The 19,405-nt window shown below is 61.8% G+C and carries 19 protein-coding genes and 1 pseudogene; 3 read left to right on the top strand and 17 right to left on the bottom strand.

The genetic code is table 11. The annotated features are described in order from the left end of the window. Positions 1 to 26: 26 nt before the first annotated feature. Positions 27 to 1,061 carry a LacI family DNA-binding transcriptional regulator gene (locus CYJ10_RS12160; RefSeq protein ID WP_101681747.1) on the bottom strand — a complete coding sequence of 345 codons (1,035 nt, stop codon included), beginning with the start codon at positions 1,059 to 1,061 and terminating at the stop codon, positions 27 to 29. Positions 1,062 to 1,193: 132 nt separating this feature from the next. Between CYJ10_RS12160 and CYJ10_RS12155 the strand changes: the two genes are divergently transcribed. Then, positions 1,194 to 2,072, top strand: a complete 879-nt coding sequence (locus CYJ10_RS12155; protein ID WP_101681746.1) for an isocitrate lyase/PEP mutase family protein — start codon at positions 1,194 to 1,196, stop codon at positions 2,070 to 2,072. Positions 2,073 to 2,098: 26 nt separating this feature from the next. Further along, entirely contained in the window at positions 2,099 to 3,073 is a 975-nt protein-coding gene (locus CYJ10_RS12150) for a tripartite tricarboxylate transporter substrate binding protein (RefSeq protein WP_257993268.1), read from the top strand. Between the two features lie 36 nt (positions 3,074 to 3,109). On the opposite strand, the gene CYJ10_RS12145 is transcribed toward CYJ10_RS12150, so the two are convergent. Next, entirely contained in the window at positions 3,110 to 3,700 is a 591-nt protein-coding gene (locus CYJ10_RS12145) for an HD domain-containing protein (protein WP_101681856.1), read from the bottom strand. Between the two features lie 159 nt (positions 3,701 to 3,859). Here CYJ10_RS12145 and CYJ10_RS12140 point away from each other — a divergent pair, with 159 nt between their 5' ends. Next, positions 3,860 to 4,261, top strand: a complete 402-nt coding sequence (locus CYJ10_RS12140; RefSeq protein WP_257993267.1) for a hypothetical protein — start codon at positions 3,860 to 3,862, stop codon at positions 4,259 to 4,261. A gap of 89 nt (positions 4,262 to 4,350) precedes the next feature. Here CYJ10_RS12140 and CYJ10_RS12135 read toward each other — a convergent pair whose 3' ends face one another. The 15 genes and pseudogenes from CYJ10_RS12135 to CYJ10_RS12065 form a co-directional block, all read right to left on the bottom strand. Next, on the bottom strand, positions 4,351 to 5,703 hold the full coding sequence (locus CYJ10_RS12135; protein WP_101681745.1) for a type II toxin-antitoxin system HipA family toxin: 1,353 nt from the start codon (positions 5,701 to 5,703) through the stop codon (positions 4,351 to 4,353). Further along, on the bottom strand, positions 5,700 to 6,080 hold the full coding sequence (locus CYJ10_RS12130) for a helix-turn-helix domain-containing protein (protein ID WP_101681744.1): 381 nt from the start codon (positions 6,078 to 6,080) through the stop codon (positions 5,700 to 5,702). Before CYJ10_RS12130 ends, CYJ10_RS12135 begins: the two co-directional genes overlap by 4 nt. Positions 6,081 to 6,405: 325 nt before the next feature. Beyond that, a complete protein-coding gene (locus CYJ10_RS12125) occupies positions 6,406 to 7,347 on the bottom strand; it encodes a phosphatidate cytidylyltransferase (protein WP_374703259.1) in 942 nt (313 codons plus the stop codon). Positions 7,348 to 7,379: 32 nt separating this feature from the next. Further along, complete coding sequence (locus tag CYJ10_RS12120) at positions 7,380 to 8,024, bottom strand: lysophospholipid acyltransferase family protein (RefSeq protein ID WP_101681743.1); 645 nt, start codon at positions 8,022 to 8,024, stop codon at positions 7,380 to 7,382. Positions 8,025 to 8,035: 11 nt separating this feature from the next. Further along, a complete protein-coding gene (locus CYJ10_RS12115; protein ID WP_101681742.1) occupies positions 8,036 to 8,473 on the bottom strand; it encodes a hypothetical protein in 438 nt (145 codons plus the stop codon). Then, a pseudogene (locus CYJ10_RS12110) lies at positions 8,470 to 9,677 on the bottom strand (dual specificity protein phosphatase family protein). Before CYJ10_RS12110 ends, CYJ10_RS12115 begins: the two are co-directional and overlap by 4 nt. After that, positions 9,674 to 11,497, bottom strand: a complete 1,824-nt coding sequence (locus CYJ10_RS12105) for a bifunctional alpha/beta hydrolase/class I SAM-dependent methyltransferase (RefSeq protein WP_101681741.1) — start codon at positions 11,495 to 11,497, stop codon at positions 9,674 to 9,676. Before CYJ10_RS12105 ends, CYJ10_RS12110 begins: the two are co-directional and overlap by 4 nt. A gap of 54 nt (positions 11,498 to 11,551) precedes the next feature. After that, positions 11,552 to 12,160: a CDP-alcohol phosphatidyltransferase family protein gene (locus CYJ10_RS12100; RefSeq protein ID WP_101681740.1), complete on the bottom strand. Its 609-nt coding sequence runs from the start codon at positions 12,158 to 12,160 to the stop codon at positions 11,552 to 11,554. Positions 12,161 to 12,354: 194 nt separating this feature from the next. Continuing rightward, positions 12,355 to 12,948, bottom strand: a complete 594-nt coding sequence (locus CYJ10_RS12095) for a helix-turn-helix domain-containing protein (RefSeq protein ID WP_101681739.1) — start codon at positions 12,946 to 12,948, stop codon at positions 12,355 to 12,357. 52 nt (positions 12,949 to 13,000) lie between these two features. Next, entirely contained in the window at positions 13,001 to 14,353 is a 1,353-nt protein-coding gene (locus CYJ10_RS12090; RefSeq protein WP_101681738.1) for a M20 family metallo-hydrolase, read from the bottom strand. 15 nt (positions 14,354 to 14,368) lie between these two features. After that, entirely contained in the window at positions 14,369 to 15,670 is a 1,302-nt protein-coding gene (locus CYJ10_RS12085; protein WP_101681737.1) for an amidase, read from the bottom strand. Between the two features lie 35 nt (positions 15,671 to 15,705). Further along, the gene (locus CYJ10_RS12080; protein ID WP_101681736.1) at positions 15,706 to 16,419 is read right to left on the bottom strand and encodes an ABC transporter ATP-binding protein; all 714 of its coding nucleotides are present in this window, start codon (positions 16,417 to 16,419) and stop codon (positions 15,706 to 15,708) included. Continuing rightward, positions 16,416 to 17,198, bottom strand: a complete 783-nt coding sequence (locus CYJ10_RS12075; protein WP_101681735.1) for an ABC transporter ATP-binding protein — start codon at positions 17,196 to 17,198, stop codon at positions 16,416 to 16,418. Before CYJ10_RS12075 ends, CYJ10_RS12080 begins: the two co-directional genes overlap by 4 nt. Next, complete coding sequence (locus tag CYJ10_RS12070) at positions 17,195 to 18,403, bottom strand: branched-chain amino acid ABC transporter permease (RefSeq protein ID WP_101681734.1); 1,209 nt, start codon at positions 18,401 to 18,403, stop codon at positions 17,195 to 17,197. Before CYJ10_RS12070 ends, CYJ10_RS12075 begins: the two co-directional genes overlap by 4 nt. Beyond that, a complete protein-coding gene (locus CYJ10_RS12065) occupies positions 18,390 to 19,319 on the bottom strand; it encodes a branched-chain amino acid ABC transporter permease (RefSeq protein WP_101681733.1) in 930 nt (309 codons plus the stop codon). Before CYJ10_RS12065 ends, CYJ10_RS12070 begins: the two co-directional genes overlap by 14 nt. Between the last annotated feature and the right edge of the window lie 86 nt (positions 19,320 to 19,405).

Below are 19,405 nucleotides of genomic sequence, written 5' to 3'. Positions count from 1 at the left end.
GCAACGGCGTAAATTAGAACGTCCGGTCAGGTGCTGCCACGCGGCACCACCTCAAAACCAAGATCTTCCGACGCCGGTTGCAGGGTTTCGTCCCCGAGCCGACCGACGATTAGTTCGGCGCTCCGGACCCCGATGCGATAGCGCGGAAAGCGCACCGTGGTGATGGGGGGAATCATCTGTTGCATGAGGTCATTGTCGTCGGATCCAGCGATGGCAATGTCCTGCGGCACGCGCAACCCCCGACGTGCGCACTCGAAGATCGCGCCAGCCGCGAGTACATCTCCGGCGAGGAAAAGGGCTTGCACAGAGGCATCCCGGCCAATCAGCTCGGCGAACGCCTGGCTGCCGCTCTCGAGTCCTTCCCCAACCTCCAGCACCATTGCTGGATCGATCGCGATGCCCGCAGCGCGCAGTCCTTCGAAGAAACCGTCACGCCGCTCGCGCAGGCGCTCATTGTCTCCGATGCGAAGACTGGCGAACCCAAAACGTTGATAACCGCGCGATACCAGATGTTCGGCCATGGCGCGCCCTGCCGCACGATTGGAGTAGCTGACTGTCATGTCAACCGGGTGTGGCGCGAGGTTACCTGTCTCCACGCATGGCACTCCGGCGCCTTGGAGCATCTGCCGTGCCGCCTCCGTGTGCACCGTGTTGTGCAAGATGAGGCCGCAGGGCCGCTGCGCGAGGTAGGCGGAGATCAAGGCTTCTTCGCGCTCCAGGCAATAGCCACTGTCTGAAATCATCAGGTGCAGACCGTGCCGTTGCAATACGTCAGAGATGCCCTGGATGGTCTCGGCGTACAACGCGTTTCGAAGGCTGGGAACGATGAGTCCGACCAGGCTGGTGCGCCGGGAGGACAGGCTGCCCGCCACGCGGTTGGGGACATAACCCACCGCGCGGATCACGGATTGAACTTGCTCAAGGGTCTCGGGCTTGACCAGATGGGGCGTACTTAGCGCCCGCGAGACAGTCATAGGCGACACACCAGCCAGGCGCGCGACCTCCTTCATTGAGACTTGACCCACGAACGGTGGCGGCTTGGTGCCGAGCGAATCGGGCATAGAAATAGTGACGAATGGACCCCGCGATATGGAGCCAGTGTAGCAGCACACATCAGTAATATCACTAATATGGTATCGATACCATGATTTCCTATGATATCGATACCATCCACCGTCTTGGAGAAACACGCCGTGACCCGCAACCAGCGCTTTCGAGCCCTGTTCCAACCAGGCGCTCCCTTTGTATGCATGGGAGCCTTCGACGCCATCACCGCGAAACTGGCTGAAGCCGCTGGCGCACAGGCGCTGTTCGTGAGCGGCTTTGTCGCCTGCGGCGTCGAGGCCGGCGAGCCGGATATGGGGGCTCTCTCGCAACGAGACATGTTCGAGCACATTCGGCGCGTGTGTCGCGCCACCACCCTGCCCGTTTTCGCGGATGCCGATACGGGCTACGGTGGCATGCTGGATGTGCAGCGCACTATCCGGCTGTGGGAAGAAGCCGGAGCTTCGTGCCTGCACCTGGAAGACCAGTCGCTTCCAAAGAAGTGCGGCCACTTCGCAGGCAAGCAACTCGTGAGCCGCCAAGAGATGGTGCAAAAGCTCCGTGCCATGGTCGAGGCGCGGCAGGATCCCGACTTCTTTATCGTTGGCCGCACCGATGCGATTGCCGTGAACGGCCTGGATGACGCCATCACACGCCTGATTGCCTATGCCGAGGCCGGGGCCGATGGTCTTTACGCAGACGCGGTCGAAAATACGGAGCAGATGCGGGAGATCAGCCGCCATCTGAAGCCGCTCGGCAAGCCGCTGCTTTTTAATATGGTCACGTCGGGCAAGAGCCCTCAACTCACGCTCGCACAACTCGGCGAACTCGGATTCGATTTCGCCCTGTGCCCAGTGGAGCCGCTTCTTGCCATGCACAAGGCGGTCAAGGAAATGATGGAAACCTTCCTGGGCAGCGGCGGCGACATCCGCTCCATCACCCACATGCTCACACCATTTGAGAAATACAACGACTTCGTGGGCCTGCGCGAGGCCGTCGCACAAGAGGCCCGCTTCATCGAGGGCTGAAGCCCCACCGACTGAGGAGACAACGTATGAAAAAACTCATCGTTCCCGCACTGCTTGTCGTCGCGGCATTCGTCAAACTTGTTCCTGACGTTGCCGCCCAGGAATGGCAACCCACCAAACCCATCCGGATGGTGATTCCGTCCACCCCTGGCGGCGGCACGGACTTTATTGGCCGCATCCTCAGCAGCAAGCTATCCGAGTTGCCTGGCTGGCGGGTGGTACCCGAAAATCGCCCCGGAGCAGCCGGCACGCTTGGGTTGTCGGAAGCCGCACGGGCACGACCGGACGGGTACGAGCTGGTCATCGGCCAGACGGCGAACGTCGCATTGGCGCCGTGGTTGATGTCTCTGTCGTTCGATCCCATCAAGGATCTGACGCCGATCGCCTCAGCCGTTGAAGCTCCGATGGTGCTGCTGGTCAATGAGTCCTCGCCCCACAAGACCTGGGCTAACTTTGTGAACGCGGCAAAAGCCAGTGGCAAGCCGATTTCCTTTGGGACATCCGGCACGGGCAGCGTGGCTCATGTGGCGGGCGTCATGCTACAGGACGCCGCCGGCATCAAGTTTCAGCACGTGCCATACAAAGGTTCGAGCCCTGCCATCGCTGATCTCATGGGCGGCCACGTCGAACTCGCTGGCACATCCGTGGCGTCTGCCCTGAGCCTCGTCCAGTCCGGCAAAGTGCGCGCCCTTGCCGTTACATCCCAGAAACGCAGTCAAGCCTTGCCTGCCGTGCCCACGCTGGCCGAACTCGGGTATGCCAACTTCCATATGGTGGAGTGGTACGGGGTATTTGCGCCGCCGAACCTGCCGCCCGCCATTGCAGAGCGTCTGAATGCGGAAATCAACAAGGTGCTGCAAAAAGCGGAGGTGCGCAATGCGCTCATCGCCCAAGGCCAAGACCCTCGGGTCGAATCGCGCTCGGCATTCGCCGCCATGGTCAAAGGCGACAACCTCAAGTCCAAGGAAATCGTGGCGCACGCCGGTATCAAGCTCGATTGAGCCTGGCCAGGGAAGCGCCCTCACTCCTCCGTCCTATCAGTCGGACTGAGCCTTGTGATAGTGCTCCCGCATGAGCTTGGCAGCGGCGTCCCACAGGGCGGGGGCGCCGCGCTCGATTGGCGGTTGGCACCGTGCAATGACCTGTTCCTCGGTCACCTGAAGCTCCACCCACGTGCCGCCTTCCGTGGCGGCGTTATGCAGCATCGGCTGGAATCGGTCGAGCGCCTTGGCAAACCTGGCGTCATCGCTCTGTCCCGCCTCGAACTCGAACCACAGGCTGCGAAACTCGGCAGCCTGTGCGCCAGGTAGCAGCGAAAAGATCCGCTCAGCCGCAAGTTGCTCCTTTTCGGCTTGCCCCACGTGGGTCGAGGGGACATGAAAAGGCACGTCGCCGGCATCAATCTCCACGATGTCGTGAATAAGCAGCATCTTCACGACGCGCAACACGTCGACTGGCGCTGCCGCATGCTCCGCGAGTACCAATGCGTACATGGCGAGATGCCAGGAGTGTTCTGCACTATTCTCTCGGCGAGATTGATCGAGGAGCGGCGACATCCGCACAACACTCTTCAGCCGGTCTATCTCGCGGAGGAAGGAAAGTTGGTGTTCCAGGCTAGATAGGTTCACGGCGCACACTCGCTGGCAACTGACGATAGCAAGTAGTGTAGCAGTCCCAATGCCGGCAAAATGAGTGCCGCTGCAGCGTCGCAATCTTCGAGGCACCGTGGGCCACTCGATATTCGCCACGACTGTATGATGTGGGGCTTGGCCCTGAGAATTTCGCCCGTGGAAAACGAAACCTACCTGCAGTTTGACGCCTTGCAAACCCTCGCCCGTTGCTCGGATGCCGTCACTGCCGTTTGCGCGTGTAACGCCCCAGATCTCAAGGGGTGGTCCTCCGTGCCTGTTTCCTTTCCCGAAGAACAGCTTGGCGTCATCGGCACACTAGTTCGCGACATCTACGCCGAGGCAACCTTCGAAGAATATCACCCGCAAGGCACGACATTCTGGTCCGTTGAGGCACCGATTGCCCCCCGCTACTTTCCGGCCAATCGCTGTACCGTCTCAACTTGCAAGCTTTGCCAACGCGCGTATTTGCGCTACGTCGAGGGCGGTGGCTACTTCGTCGATCCGCGCATTCGACGACTAAGCGCGAATCTTCTTGTGGACGCCCCGCTTTCTGAATAGGCGCTGGCCTCCGGCCCTGCCGATGCGGCGCGGCACTGGATCGACACCTGTCACCTCAGCAGCATCAAGACGTTGCGCCTTTGTAGCGCTCACCGCGCTTTGTGACTAAAGGCCCCGTCTTGGTTTTTATAGGGGTTGGCGACCTTGCGCGCGCTACCTTTCGGCCCTGAGAGACCAAGCTGCTCGACGAACGACACCGGCGCCTCGGTCGTGCCAGGTTTCGCCGTCGGTTTGATGTCATCCAAGCCCTTCGCCCATTCGGCGAGCATCAGCTTTGCCGTCTCCCGGAAACCCGGAAACTGTTCAACTCTCCGCTGCACTTCAGGCAACACCGCCTGGACCGCCTGTTGAACTATCTCCAGGCAGCCATTCCTCACTATCGGCGTCAGTTGCATGGTCCTCGCTGCCATGTCATGGAGGTCCTTTCCACAACGCCACGTCTTTTTTCCCGCCAGCGTCAGTGCCGGTGTATCTCGAAGCAAGTGGGGGTAGACCGTGACAGTGACGATGTCAAATGCTGGCGACAGCCGTACATCACGCTGATTCGTGTAAAGCAGTCCAAAATTCTTGAGATGGGCATCCCCGTTGCGCAGTGCATAGTTAATCAGATGCAGCGTAAAGAGTCGCGCCATGTCTTCACTGCGGTTATCCAGCGCGACGCGCTCCTTGAGGATCACGGGCATCGACTCCATCGATGCCTTGCGATGCCCAAAGCCGTTGTATTTGTCCGCGGGTAGCAAGCCGGCGAGCGAGCAGAAGTCCTCGAACGCAAGCATTCGGCCGCCATCCTGCCGGTCGAAGCGCTTCACCGCCAGGACCTGACCATCGTCAGACAATTGTGTCTCCGGCACGGTCAATTTCGCTGCCCGCGCCACCTCCAGGCACAAGTACTCGTTGATCGCGATCCATGGCAGATTCTCAGAACCCGTCTTGAGGATCCAGCCCGGGGTCTGTGTCGTGATTTTGCTGTCAGGCTTGGCCGGTTTCTCTGCTGCGAACGACTTCGGCATGACGCCTGAGACCCCTTCATAGAGATCAGACCGTAGCAACTTCAGCAAGCTTTCACGCGAGTCGGTGGACGCCAGCACGCTGGCCATGTCCTCCTGAGCATCAACGGACGACAGTGCGTGCCCATGCGGGACCGCCTGGATGCGCCCAATGCCATTGACGCCTGTGAGCGCCAAGAGCCCGAGATCACTGGTATCCGCATGGGGACCGACTGTCTGGCGCAACAAGTCCTTCCTGTAGCCTTCCGGCAAATTCATCTGGAAGACCGGATGCGGACCTCGTCCATATTCATACGACCGGTTTCGCACCGGCATCGTGAGCGATACCAACTGTTCCGGGGCGACATGTGGGGCGTATGTAAATACACCCATGGAGGCCGGCTCCTCCCCCAAGGCGCCAACCAACTGACCTGCAACATATACATCGAGCTTCATTTGGTGGGCCCGCCTTTGCCTGACGCGCTTGTACCGGCCAGCCAGGCGATCGCCCCTGCCCTCTTCCCCTGGACGCCTTTGATATGTCGGACCCGCTTTCCAGTGGGCTCCAAGTTCGAGCTGTGCGCCGCAGACGTCTGTTCTGCCACAAGGTCATCAAGTGTTCGTCCTTGCCCTGCGGGGCGCGCAAGAATTTCGAGGCCAACAACCTCGAAAAGTGCCAGGACCTTGACCACACCAAGCTCCGGCAATGCCCCATTCTCGAACGCACTGATCCGAGCCCGTGAAACGCCGGTCAGATCAGCTACCTCTTGTTGGGTTTTCCTGGAATGTATGCGAGCCGCCTTGAAAGCCACACCGAGCTCAATGAGATCCATATGTCACGCATTAGGGACATAAAGTCCAAATTTCAGTCTGATGTCACTATAGCGTGACGTTATGACGCGTCAAGGAATAGTTGCCGACAGCGGTCACATAATGTCCCGCTATCGCGACATTATGGATCATTCGCCCTATAACATCACTATAACGTGACTTTATAAATGCCTTAAAGAAGACTTTTCTTCCCAGCTACTGACGGAAGCCGTCGACGGTCAACCCGTCACGATCCTACGTAGACAACCGCCGCCGCCATGGTGGCATGCCGACGTAGGGACTTCACGAGACGCATTCTGGAAGTGGCGGAGGGCGGAGGGCGGCAAGCTAAGGTACCCACCAGTAGCGCGTCATATGGAAGAACACGGGCGCGGCAAAGACCACCGAGTCCAGTCGGTCGAGCATGCCCCCATGCCCTTCAATCATATGGCCCCAGTCCTTGATACCCCGGTCGCGCTTAATGGCCGACATCACGAGCCCGCCCAGAAACCCCATCAGTGCGATAACCAGCGCCACCGCGCCGGCCTTGAGCGGGGATCCATAAGGTGTGATCCACCAGAGCGACGCCCCGAGCGCCGTGGCACTCAATACGCCGCCAACAAATCCCTCCACCGTCTTCGATGGCGACAGCAGAGGCGCAATCTTCCGCTTGCCGATCAACTTGCCCCAGACATACTGCAATACGTCGCTGCCCTGGACGACGATGACCAGATACGCGATCAGAAGCAAGTTCCGCTCGGCGAAACCCGGGATCGGCAGCGTCAGCAGTGCCGGGACATGCGAGATGCAGAACACGCAGACCATCACCGCCCATTGCACGCCTGCGCACCGCTCGAGAAAACGCGTGGTCTCTGAGGACAACGCAGACAAGATCGGCAGGAACAGGAACGCGTAGACCGGGATGAAGATCGAGAACAATCCATACCAGCCGATGTAGACCAGAATGTACTGGCACGGCAGGAAGAAAAAGAAGGCGGCGACGATCGCGCGATGATCGCCTCGTCGTGTGGTGGTGATCGTCACAAACTCGCGCAGCGCGTAGAACGACAGCAACGCAAACAGGACCACAATGGCGCCGCGCCCCATCGCGAACACCACCCCAAGAATGCCAATCATCCACCACCACGCGGTGATGCGCGACGACAGGTTGTCGATCACGCTATGCGGTTCCCCCTTTGCTACGCGCCAGCGCAGCAGCGCAGCGAGCAGCGACGCGAAGACCAGCACGGCAAAGGCGCCAGCAAACAGCAGTTGCGATTCACGAATCATGTGCACCTCAGGCATGCGCATCTGTCCTTTCTTCAATCCAGTTGCGGGGCAACAGAAAGCAGCCCGTCGCGCGCGCGGGCCAGAAACGACTCCTTGGACTCCTCGGCTTCCAGCCGCAGTGGTGGCCCAAATGTCACCGTACAGAGCAGTGGCACCGGCACGATCTCCCCTTTTGGCATTACACGATTGAGGTTATCGATCCAGACAGGCACGAATTCGACGTCGGCCTCCACCGGGCAACTGCGCGCCAGGTGATAGATGCCGCTCTTGAATGGCAGCAGCCGTTCGTCCGTGGTGTTGCGCGTACCTTCCGGAAAGATGATCAGTGACGAGCCGGCCGCGAGCACGTCGGCCATCTGCGACACGGGGTCCTGCACGACGCCGTCGCGCCCGCCGGTGCGGTCGATCAGGAGGGCGTTGAACACGTCACGGCCAATAAAACGCCGCACTCCAGACTTGAGCCAGTAGTCCGCGCCGGCCACGGGCCGCGTGAGCGGGCGCAGGTCGGGCGGCAGGCTGCCCCAGATCAGCACGAAATCGCCGTGGCTGCTGTGGTTGGCGTAGTAGACCCGTTGCCTGGCCAGCGGCAGGCAGCCGTTCCAGCGCGCCTGCATGCCGGTCAGCAAACGCGCGAATCCGACGATCGCGCGGGCCACAACGCTTGCCATCCAGTGCATGGGAATCCGTTTTATCTCAGGAAAAGAATCACGACGGCCACCAGCCATTGCAGCGCGACCAGCGCCCCTGCTATTACCAGGAACCGGCCGGCTCCCCGCGCGCGCTCGGGCATTGCCCGTCCCGCACGCTCGTGTGGCATCCAGCCCAGAGAAATCAGTGCAGTATCGAGCGCGGCCAGTTCATCGGACGTGCTCGCCGTGGACAATACGTCGAACAGTCTTCGATCTATTTCTATCCGCACCAGCAGCCATAACTGCACAGCGCCGGCAAGCGCGCCAACGATACCGATCACCAACCACACCTTGCCGGCTGGCGCCATGATGCCCGCCAGCCCGGTATTGACTAGTGCCAACACAAGTCCAGCCAGATTCAACCGCGCCGCCGCGCGCAGCGATGCCGCCGTGGCATGCGCAAGCCACCCGGTACCAATAAAATTCGCACCGGTCATACCGCCCCCTCCGCGATAAACTGCTCGAGCGCGGCAATGCTAGCAGGGGCCAGCACCACTGGCCGTGCGGCACGTAGCTGCGCGAGTACCACACCAGGATCCGTGATCCTGCGATGTGTGGCGAGCCAGCAGGCAATCACAAGCGCGCTACGCGAGTAGCCCAGCGCGCAACAGACCAGCACTGTCCGACCATCGGCATGCCAGGCAGCGATCTGGCCAACCGCCGCCCGCAGTTGGGACTGCGTTGGAACAGTGAGGTCAAGCACCGGGATACAGCGATAGTCGCGCACATGGACTAGCCGCGGCAACTCGGCGGTAAGGTCGAGCAGCGCATCGGCGCCCGTCAATCGCACTTCATCGCGTCCGGGCAGGCGCCCAATCCATACGCCATCCACGACATGGCTCACCGCATCGTGGTGACGCGTCCACCAGCGCGAATTCAGGAACGCTCCGCCAAGGTATGGCGCCAGGAGCCACCACGCGGCCATTGGTAGCGATCCATCGTCAGCTTTCCCGAATAATGCCGGGCGTCCGGCGCGATACACCAGCGCCACACAAAGCAGTGCCAAGGCGATCCAGGTAAGCACAAGCCATGCGGTGACGGACCACGTCAGCACGGCAAGTGAAAACAGCCATGCCACGCCGGCACCGATGCCGTAGCGCAGCGCCAGCGCGCGTGTGCGCGGGTCCCGCAAAGGCGATGTCACCCCGACCACGACTTGCGCATGCTCGGGACGCGCCAGCGCGGCGGACAGCGGAAACGCGAAGACACAGAGCCAGCCAACCAGCCAACCGGTTGGCACGGTAATCCATCAGCCACCGGGCGCTCGAACGCAAACCGCAGCGGAAAAGCAATGAAACAGGCCACCGAAATGAGCTGCGCCGCCAACAGACGCTTGACGTGCGTGAGCAATCCGGCGCGCGTGCGCCAGAGAAAGAACGAGATGCCATACAGGAGGTCGATCGACCAATAGGGGATGATGGTCCAAGGCACGAACGGAATCCGGTGCTCCCACCCATAGTGGAAATACGGCACGTCCGTGCGCAGACTGGCAAGCCAGTTTGCCAAGCCGTAGGAGCTGAAGAACAGCGTGCCCATGCCCGCCAACAGCAGCGCGGCGAGCCACCATGGACGCCCGACTGGTCCATCGTCGGCGACATCGTCGGCTGACGCCGTCGCGGCAGCGCGATCCACGGGCGTCATGTGGCGCCCTCGACGCGGCGGGCCAGGCTGACAGTGAAGATACCCCACGGATCGATGCGCTGGACAATCTTCTCGAATCCGGCCTCACGCACGAGCTGGTCCATTTCGGCCTGAGAACGGCGACGCATCACCCACGCAGAGCCGGCACGATGGCTCGTCAGCGCCCGCGCAATGAACTCGAGCTGCGGGTGCCACGGCTGCCCCGTGTAGACCAGAAAGCCGCCCGGTGGTACAGCGCGCGACAGCCCACCGAGCGAGCGCGACACCATATCGTTGTCGCCAAACAGTTCATAGAGCCCGGAGACGATGGCCAGCGTCGGCTGCGGCGCAAGCGTGGCGAGGCTGTCGGCGTCAAACGCGTCGCCTTTTTCGAAACGCGCCACGGCGCCAAGACCCTTTGCCGCGATCAGCGCACGGCCCTGCTCCACATTGATATCGCTGTAGTCACGCAGCAGGATCGACGCGACGGCCGCGCCATTGAACCGCCCTTTCTGCGACGCCAGTGCCTCCAGCACATATCGGCCATGGCCCGCCGCAATATCGACGATCCGCACTGGCGCGCCGGCCGCATGAAGTCGCGCCACAGCCTCGCCGATGAGCTCCTCGACATGCAGCTTGCGCTGTCGGATGCCGCGCCAGCCAATCGCGTCCAGGTAGTTCCGGTCCACAAACTTTCCGACGCCAAGATTGCCAGTGGCTTGGTTTCGGTACACGTAGTCCAGGGTCGAACCGGAATCGAAGCCGGTGGCATGCCCGAGCCGCAAGCCCTCGGACAGCCTGCCGCCCAAGCGCAGGCCGGCACGCGTGAGCGCCCAGTAAATCGCGGCGGGGCTACCGGCGGGCAAGGGCTGCGCAAGGCGGTCCGACTCTTCCTTGAACGGACCCTCATGATCCGCATGGCGCAGCGACACCGGCGCCGACGGCGCATCGAATTCGCGCACGATAAAGCGACGCGCCGCGGCGACGGCCTTCGCACGGTCCCGCTCGCCCAGCGTATCGTGATAGAAACCCTCAAGCACGACCTTTTCCTTGACGCGCGCGCCAAGGCGTTCGAAGAACGTGTCCTGCGGGGCTCGATGCACAACCCAGTCCGCGCCCGAGATCAGCAATTGCGTCGGCACCGTGATTGCAGCGGCATCGGCCACGATGCGCTCTGCGGTCTCATAGAGGTCAAGCAGTATGTTGACGGCGATTGGGCGCGTGATCAGCGCATCGCGCTCGTAGCTGGCGATCCGCTCGGGATCGTGCGTCAAAAACTTCGGCTTCACATAGCTGTTCACGAAGAACTTGCCACGCACCTTGTGCATCAGCTTGAGACCGGGACGCGCGAAGGGCACGTAAAGTTTTACCTTGAACGCCGGCGACGCCGCGATCAGGCAGCGGATGGGTGGCGCGTAGTCGTGAACCCAGGTAGTGGCGAGCACCGCTCCGACACTTTGCGCCACCACGGCCATGTCGCGCACCGCGATGCCATGAGTGGCGGCGATATGGTCGACAAAGGTCTGAATATCGCGCACGGACGTGGCCAAGCTTGGGCTGTAGCCGCGCTCACCGGGCGAGCGGCCGTGGCCGCGCGCATCCCACGCGAAAAACGCGTGGTCAGGCAAATTGAGCTCGTCGACCAGATGGGCAACGCGTCCGGAATGCTCGTGTCCCCGGTGAAACAACAACACGGCGCCGCGGGAAGTGACACCCGACGCCAGGTTTGAAGTGGGCATCGGGGTGGGATTGGGAAGTGAGGTCGAAGCCGGCCAGAATCGATAAAACAGTGTCTGGCCATCGTGGGTCTGGAACTGCGACTCGATCGGGGTACGGACCACGTGAGTTCACTCCATGTTTGGCTTCTGTTGGCCGCCTCCAGCTGCTTGGGCAGCTTAGGCAGATTGGGTGGCACGAGCTTCCTGCACGCCACGCTGCACCCGCCGCACGATGGTCACGATCGACAGCAGGCACAACCCTCCCCATATCCAGCCGCCGTAGTGGCCAGGGCCGAATCCCAGGCCCAGCCACAGGCCCAGCGCACCCAGCACCAGTGCGCGATCGCTCTTGCCCAGCGGGCCGTCGTAGCGGCGGCTGGCGCCCGCTAGCGGCCCGATCAGACCTGCGCACTCCACCACCACGGCGAGCACTGCGAACGGCACGACGACACTTCCGTATGGCAGGACAAATGGAATCACGAGGGCAAGATCCGACAGGATGTCGCCCAGTTCATTGAGATAGGCGCCAAGCGCGCTTTGCTGGCCGTGCTCGCGCGCCAGCATGCCGTCGATGGCGTTCAGCGCCATCCGGGCAAACAACCACAATGGCATCAATAGAAAAATGCCCGGCAGCCAAACCAGTGCCCCGACCAGGCCGCCCACCACAATCGATCCTAGCGCCGCGAAGGTGGTCACCTGGTTCGCCGTCACCCCACGGTCGGCCAGCCGTTGTACGAACGGCCGCAACCACCCCTGGAATCTTGGTTTGATCTGATAGAGGGTCATCGGATATGCGCAGAGGCCTCGCCAGACCACGGCGACGACAGGTGCATTTTTAACCGCTTTTTAACCAGTGTGCAACGCCATCATGAAATCGGCACTTCTACGTCGTTTCCCCACGCCTCAGGGGGGCAGCGGGAGCAGCTTTCCAGCGATCGAGCGATGACGCGCAAACCGGGATGGGCGTGACCCAACGTTTCCTAGAACGTCGCCGGCGAATTCACCCAAAGCACCTTCGCCACGACATTCCCGACGTTGCGGTAGCCATGCGGTACCTGGCTGGAGAACGTAAAGGCATCCCCCGGGCCAATCAGGTAGATGTCGTCGCCAAGCATCAACTCGAGCTTGCCTTCCAGCACGTAGCCGACTTCTTCGCCCTGATGCTCGATCTGGCCATCACTGGCCTCTCCTGGCCAGACGATATGGATGTTGGCCTGCAGCAAGCCGCCGCGTTTGGGCAACACCACGCGTTCGAGCGCCACCCCACCTACGCGGATGACTGGACGTTCGCCATGGCGCAAGATGGGAGACTGATGCGTATCGTCATCGCTGGTAAGCGCTCCGATGTTCGTATCGAGCGCCACGGCCAGCCGATGGAGGGTGGTGAAGGACGGTGTGGCCAGGCCACGCTCGACCTTGGAGATCAGGCTTTCGGAGCAGCCCGCCTTGTTCGCCAGTTGCAGCAAGGTATAGCCGGCCACCAGCCGCGCATGGCGCAGCTTGAGACCAAGCGTCAGGGTGGCCGACTTGCTGTCGACGGGCTCTTGCGGGATTGGGCTCGCGGTCTTCGCCATGCGGGCTTATCGTTAGTCGTTCAAAGGAGCTGCCGCCACGTATTCTGCTCACTCACGGCTGGCGGCAGGCGAGTTCGGCGACAGTGTACGCCAGTGCCTGCGTGCCAAGAAACAGGTCCGCGGCATCGGTGTCCTCGGCGGCGTTATGGCTGATGCCCCCCTTGCTCGGCACGAAGATCATCGCCGTAGGGCAATGATCGGCCACGTACATGGCGTCGTGGAAGGCGCCCGATGTCAGCCGCATGGGCTGTCCACGGCCCGCACCGTGGCTGGCCCGCGCGCAGGCGCGTTCGATACCGCCCAGCATGGATTCAGGAAAATACGTCGGCCCCCGGTGAAAGAAGCGCGTCACCGCCACGTCTGTAGCCGGCGCATGCCGCATGCAGGCAAGCCGCAGTTCGTCTTCGGCACCGTCCAGGACATTATCATCCAAGCAGCGCATATCGACCGTAAACGTAACCTTGCCCGGGATGGTGTTGACAGAGTTCGGCGTCACCGTCCATTGGCCTAGCGTCAGGCGCAGTTCCGGCTCGCTTGCCGCGTTCGGATCGCGAGACGCACGCGGGGCCAACGCATAGAGATCCTGCGCGATGGCGACGGCCACGGCCATCGCATCGCGACGCACGGCCATGGGCGTGGTCCCCGCATGCGCCATGGTGCCCGTGCATTCGACACGGAACCAGCGCACGGCTTGAATGCCGGTCACCACCCCGAGCGGCAGCCCAGCGCTTTCCAGGACGGGACCTTGCTCGATATGGAGCTCAACGCAAGCGGCCATGGTTCGCCCCATTGGCACCCGGGTCACGTCGTGACAGGCAGCCAGCGCGGCATCCAACGCATCTCCAAACCGAATGCCAGCCGAGTCGGTGGCATCACGATACCCGGCCAGTCGCGCTGCCTCGACAAACGCGCTGGAGCCCATCGCTCCCGGCCCAAAGCGGCTGCCCTCTTCGTTGGTCCACGACACGACCTCGATCGGACGCAGCGTTTCGATACCCGCCGCGTTGAGCGCCGCAATCACTTCCAGGCCCGCCAGTACGCCGTATGCGCCGTCGTACTTGCCGCCCACCGGCTGCGTATCGGCGTGACTCCCGGTCAGCACGGGGGGCAAGTCCACCCGCCCTGGGCGCCGGAAGAACAGATTGGCGCAATCATCGATGCTAACCTCGCAGCCCAAGGCTCGCGCCTGATCCACTAGGTGACGGCGTGCCGCCAGATCGATTTCGGTCAGCGTTTCGCGTGATACCCCGCCGTCGTCCCTGCCGCCGAATTGCGCCAAGGCAGCGAGCGATGCGGAAAGGCGCCCGGCGTCTACATGATCCTGTGCCCGTTCCGCCGTGGCTTGCGCTGCGTGATCAGCCTGATCCGCGCGGTTGAAATTCTCGGCCTGAAATTTCTGGTTCAACGTCTTCTCCTCAAGTCAGACCAGGTCTGCCAACGCCTGCTGCAAACGATGCGCCACGGCCAGCACGCGCACGTCGGCGTGGCGTGGCGCGGTGACTGTCACGCCCAAGGGCATGCCTGCGGCACCCAAACCTGTCGGGACATGAACGCAAGGCGTACCGAGCAGCGTCCACATCCGGCAGAAAATGGGATCGCCGGTGGCCGCCAAGCCCTCAGGTGCTTCGCCTTCGGCGCTAGGTGCCAGCACAACATCGAACCCTTCGAGCGTCATCGCCACGGACATCCGTGCCGCTTCGGCCAGCACAAGTGCGGCGCGAAAACGCTCTCCCGTTACCGCGCGCCCCGCTTCGAGTTGGCGGGCAAACGCCGGACTAAAGCTCGCTGCCGCTTCACGCGCCTCTGGGGCGAACGCCGCAACTGCTTCGAAAGCCATGATGTCCATCTGCGCCTCGGTCAATCCATTGCAAATGGCGGGCAACTCGATTTCCTGCACCACTGCGCCAAGGCCTTCCAATGCTCGCGCGGCGGTCTCCAGCGCGTCACGCGCCCCAGCACTGGCGCGATCCCAGTGCGGTGTCCGGACGATCCCAACGCGTGGCGAGGCAGGCGTCCGGGCACACGCCTCTGCCATTGACACATCACGTGCCAGGGTGCCGATGAAAAGCGCCGCATCATCCACTCGTCGAGCGAGTACACCGACGGTATCCAAAGTGGGCGACAACGGCTTGATTCCTGCCAGCGGCAGTGTGGCGTGGGTGGGCTTGTAGCCCACGACGCCGCAGTAAGCTGCGGGACGGATAATTGAGCCTGCAGTCTGGGTGCCAAATGCAAGCGGCACCATGCCGGCCGCCACGGCGGCTGCCGAGCCACTGGAGGAGCCGCCCGGTGTGCGAGGCGCGTTCACCGGGGCTCGCGGGTTGCCGGTAGGCCCCGGCTGGAACGTCGCGAACTCTGTGGTCACGGTCTTCCCCACCACGACCGCACCGGCACTACGCGCCAACGCGACGGCGGCGGCATCCAAGCCAGGGCGATGCGCCGCGTAGATTGGCGAACCATAGGTGGTTGGCAAGTCGGCGGTATCCATCAGGTCCTTCACACCCAGCGGAATGCCGTGCAAAGGCGTGGATACTGCCCCGGCATCCAGCCGACGCGCCAGCTCGATGGCAGCGTCCCGCCCGACATGCTGCCAAGCACGGATGACAGCGTCCTGCGCCTGGATGCGATCAAGCGTCGCCCGCACGATGGTTTCGGCGCGCAATTCGCGACGGGACATACGCGCGACCAGTTCGCGCACGGGTAGATCGAGAAATGGGTCCAAAACTAGGGTCTCCGGAATGGATTTACCAACTCGACTTAGCCAAAATACGCCGCACGCACTTCATCGTTCTCGCGCAATGCCTGAGCCGAACCTTGCGCCACTACCCGCCCCTGCGTCAGGACATAGCCCTGGTGCGCGATCGCCAGTGTCTGCCGCGCGTTCTGTTCGACCAACAGCACGGTCATGCCAAGTTCGTTGATCTGCTGGATAACCTTGAAGTTTTCCTTTACGTACAGCGGCGACAATCCCAGCGATGGCTCATCGATGACCAGCAACCGTGGTTGCGCCATCAATCCACGACCAATCGACACCATGGCCTGTTCACCGCCCGACATCGTCCCGGCCAATTGCGCAGACCGCTCCCGCAGACGTGGGAAGATTTCGTAGACTCGGGCGATGCGCTCTCGTACCTTGTCCGGGTCGGCCTCGAGAAAGGCTCCGAGCGCCAGGTTCTCGGCGACGGTCATGCGCGGGAAGACCTTGCGCCCTTCTGGAATGCAAGAGATACCGCGCGCGGTGATATTGTGCGTTTTCTCCGCCGCAATATCGACGCCATCCCACAGGATGCGTCCCTTGCGCGCTGGCGTGAGCCCCAGAATCGCGCGAATCAGCGTGCTCTTGCCTGCGCCATTGGCGCCAAGGATGCAGGTAATCTTGCCTGGCGGCACATCGAGGGAGACGTCATGCAGCACGTTGACCTTGTCATAGCCCGTGCTCAGGCCCTCTACCCGCAGTGTATTCGCGCTCATGCCGCTTCCTCCCCGAGATAGGCGGTCTGCACATCGGGATCGGCCGTGATCTCGGCGTACGTGCCTTCGGCGATCTTCTTGCCATAGTTCAGCACCACGCACCGGTCCGTGATGCGTTCGATCACGTTCATCTCGTGCTCGATAAGCACGACCGACAGGTCTTGCAGCTTGCCGCGCACCTGCAGAATGTCGTCCATCAATTCGTGAGTTTCGTCGTGCGTCATCCCCGCCGACGGTTCGTCGAGCAGCAACAGTCGGGGACTGCTCATCAGCGCGCGGCAGACCTCGATCCGGCGACGGTCGATCATCGTGAACGACTCGACTGGCTCAAATAGCCGATTTACCAGCGGGGGACTAAAGATACCCAGCAACTCGCGTACGGACGCCACATAACGCTCGTACTCCGCGCGGAAGGCCTGGCGTCGAAACAGGTTGAACACGAGCCCGTGCTGCATGTGCTGGTAATCGCCGATGACAATGTTGTCAAACACCGTCAGAGGCAGCGACAGTCGCGAGCGCTGGAAGGTCCGTGCCACGCCGCTGCGATAGATGTCCTGCGGCGTTTTCCCAATGACGTTCTCGCCGTTATACGTGATGGTGCCCGCGCTGGCCTTATATAGGCCCGTCAGTACGTTGAAGAACGTGGTCTTTCCGGAGCCATTCGGGCCGAGCAACCCGAGAACCTCTCCGCGACGGATGTCGAGTTGGAGATTGTCCAGCGCTGTCAGGCCACCAAAGCGCATTGTGAGATTGCGCACCTCGATCATCGCATCGCTCATTGGGCGTCCTTGGTCGGGAAGAACAAACGGATCTTGCGCGGCAACAGTCCCTCCGGGCGAAACAGCAGGATCGCGATAACCAGCGCCGCGTAGAAGAGGAAGCGGTATTCCTGAATGAACTGCAGCTTCTCCGGGAGCACCAACACAATGATGGCGGCCGGGATCAGGCCCACGACATTGCCCAGCCCGCCCAGAATCACAATCGACAGCAACAGCAGCGAGTCCGCGAAGGTAAAGTTATTCGGCGCCACAAACGCCGTCACCATGCCGTAGACGCTCCCGGCCACGCCTGCGAAGAAGTTACCCAGCATGAAAGCGATAACCTTCCAGCGCGCAATATGCAGGCCAAACGTCGCCGCGGCAGTCTCATCGGTTCGCACTACATCCATCGCCAGCCCTACCCATGAGCGCTCCAGCGCCTTGACCACCGCGAACGTACCCGCGCACAGGGCGAGGCTCAAGAGCGCGTAACTGGCATAAAATGACACGTCGATGCCGAACAGCGTCACACCCTCATTGAACTGGAAGCCAAACAGCGTCATACCGGGCACTTGCAGACCTTGCGGACCACCGAGCACGTCATTGACTTCGAGAAAGGTCTTGAACAGGATGCCAAACGCAATGGTCACTAACGCCGCATAGTGACCTCGTGTACGCAGTACCGGCGCAATCAGCAGCGAGCCGATGACGGCTGCCGCGATGCCAGACAGCACGATCACGAGGATCGACGGAATCGGCGTATGCGCGCCGAGAACGGCCGTAGCGTATGCCCCAATGCCAAAAAACGCTGCCCCCGCAAAATTCGACACACCGGAATAGCCAAACTGCACCGTGAGGCCCAGACAGGCGGTGGTATAGAGCAGCACCGCGCACAGCATCAGCAACACAAAATGGCTTTCGTGGAACAATACGATCAGGACAAGCGTGCCCATGATCGACCAAAGTCGAGACATGCCGGGCCGCCGGGCCGCGGCTTGCTCCACGGCCTGCGTGACCTTAAACCTGCTGGCAATCACCAAAGCAACCACGGCCACCGCCAGCAGCACGCCCACGGCGACTTGCGATTCCGCATGCAGGAACAGATAGAGATAGGCCACGATGGCGATAGCCGCAATACCTAGCACCCACGCCGGGCTGCGCGGTTTGCCGCCAGCACCGGCGGTCGTCGGGGGCAGCGGATTCGAGACGTTCTCAGACACGTTCACTGGTTTTCTCCGCAATGAGTCCGGTCGGCTTGAAGGCCATCAGCACGATGACCACGGAAAATGCAAAGACATCCTTGTAAGCACTTGGAATATCGGGCACCAGCGCCGGCAGCGTCGCGCTGCCCAGTACTTGCAGGGCAGCAAACAGAAAGCCGCCGAGGATGGCACCATAGAGGTTGCCCAGGCCGCCAAGAATGGCTGCAGCAAACCCAATGACACCAAGGAGCAGGCCAACGTTGAAATTGATCTCGTTGTAGTAGAGACCGTTCATCACGCCGGCCAATGCGGCCATGGCCGAGCCAAGCGCGAACGTGGCCAGCACCACTACCTCGAAGTTGATGCCCATCAGGCGCGCAGTCTCACCGTCCTGCGCCACAGCTCGGATGGCCATGCCGAACCGCGTGCGTGTGATCAACAAATGGACGCCGATAATGATGGCCACACCCGCGGCCAGCAAGATCAGGTTGTCCGCGCGCAACGTGAACGCACCGAGCGTGAACTCCGTGCTTGGGAGCAGCGCCGGAAATGGCTTTGGGTTCGAGCCATCCGGATAAAAAAGGCGCACGGCTTCGCGCAATACCGTACCCAGCATCAGCGTTGCCAGCAGTGTGTTGAGCGGTGGCGCCTTGCGCAGAGGCAAGATCAGCAGTCGCGCAATCACGGCACCCAGCAAACCCGTCACGATCACCGCGCATACCACGATGGCCAGCAACTGCAGCCACGGCGAATCTACGTGCAGCGCCAGCACGCCAGCCGATGCGGCAAGCCCTGCGAATGCTCCTACCATCAATACATCGCCGTGAGAAAACTTAATGACGTCCAGCACGCCGAAGAACAGCGTGAAGCCGACTGCCACCATGGCGTAGATCATGCCGAGCATCAGCCCGTTGAAGACGTACTGTCCCAATACACTCATCGGTATCCCCAGAATGGCCTGATTAGACCGTCTAGCAGCGCTGGCGCCCGGGAGCGCGAACCGTTCGCCCCGCCAGGTCGCCAGCT

It is taken from the genome of Cupriavidus pauculus (assembly GCF_002858765.1).
Lineage (GTDB): Bacteria > Pseudomonadota > Gammaproteobacteria > Burkholderiales > Burkholderiaceae > Cupriavidus > Cupriavidus pauculus_B.
This window is presented reverse-complemented; position numbering and strand designations above follow the sequence as displayed.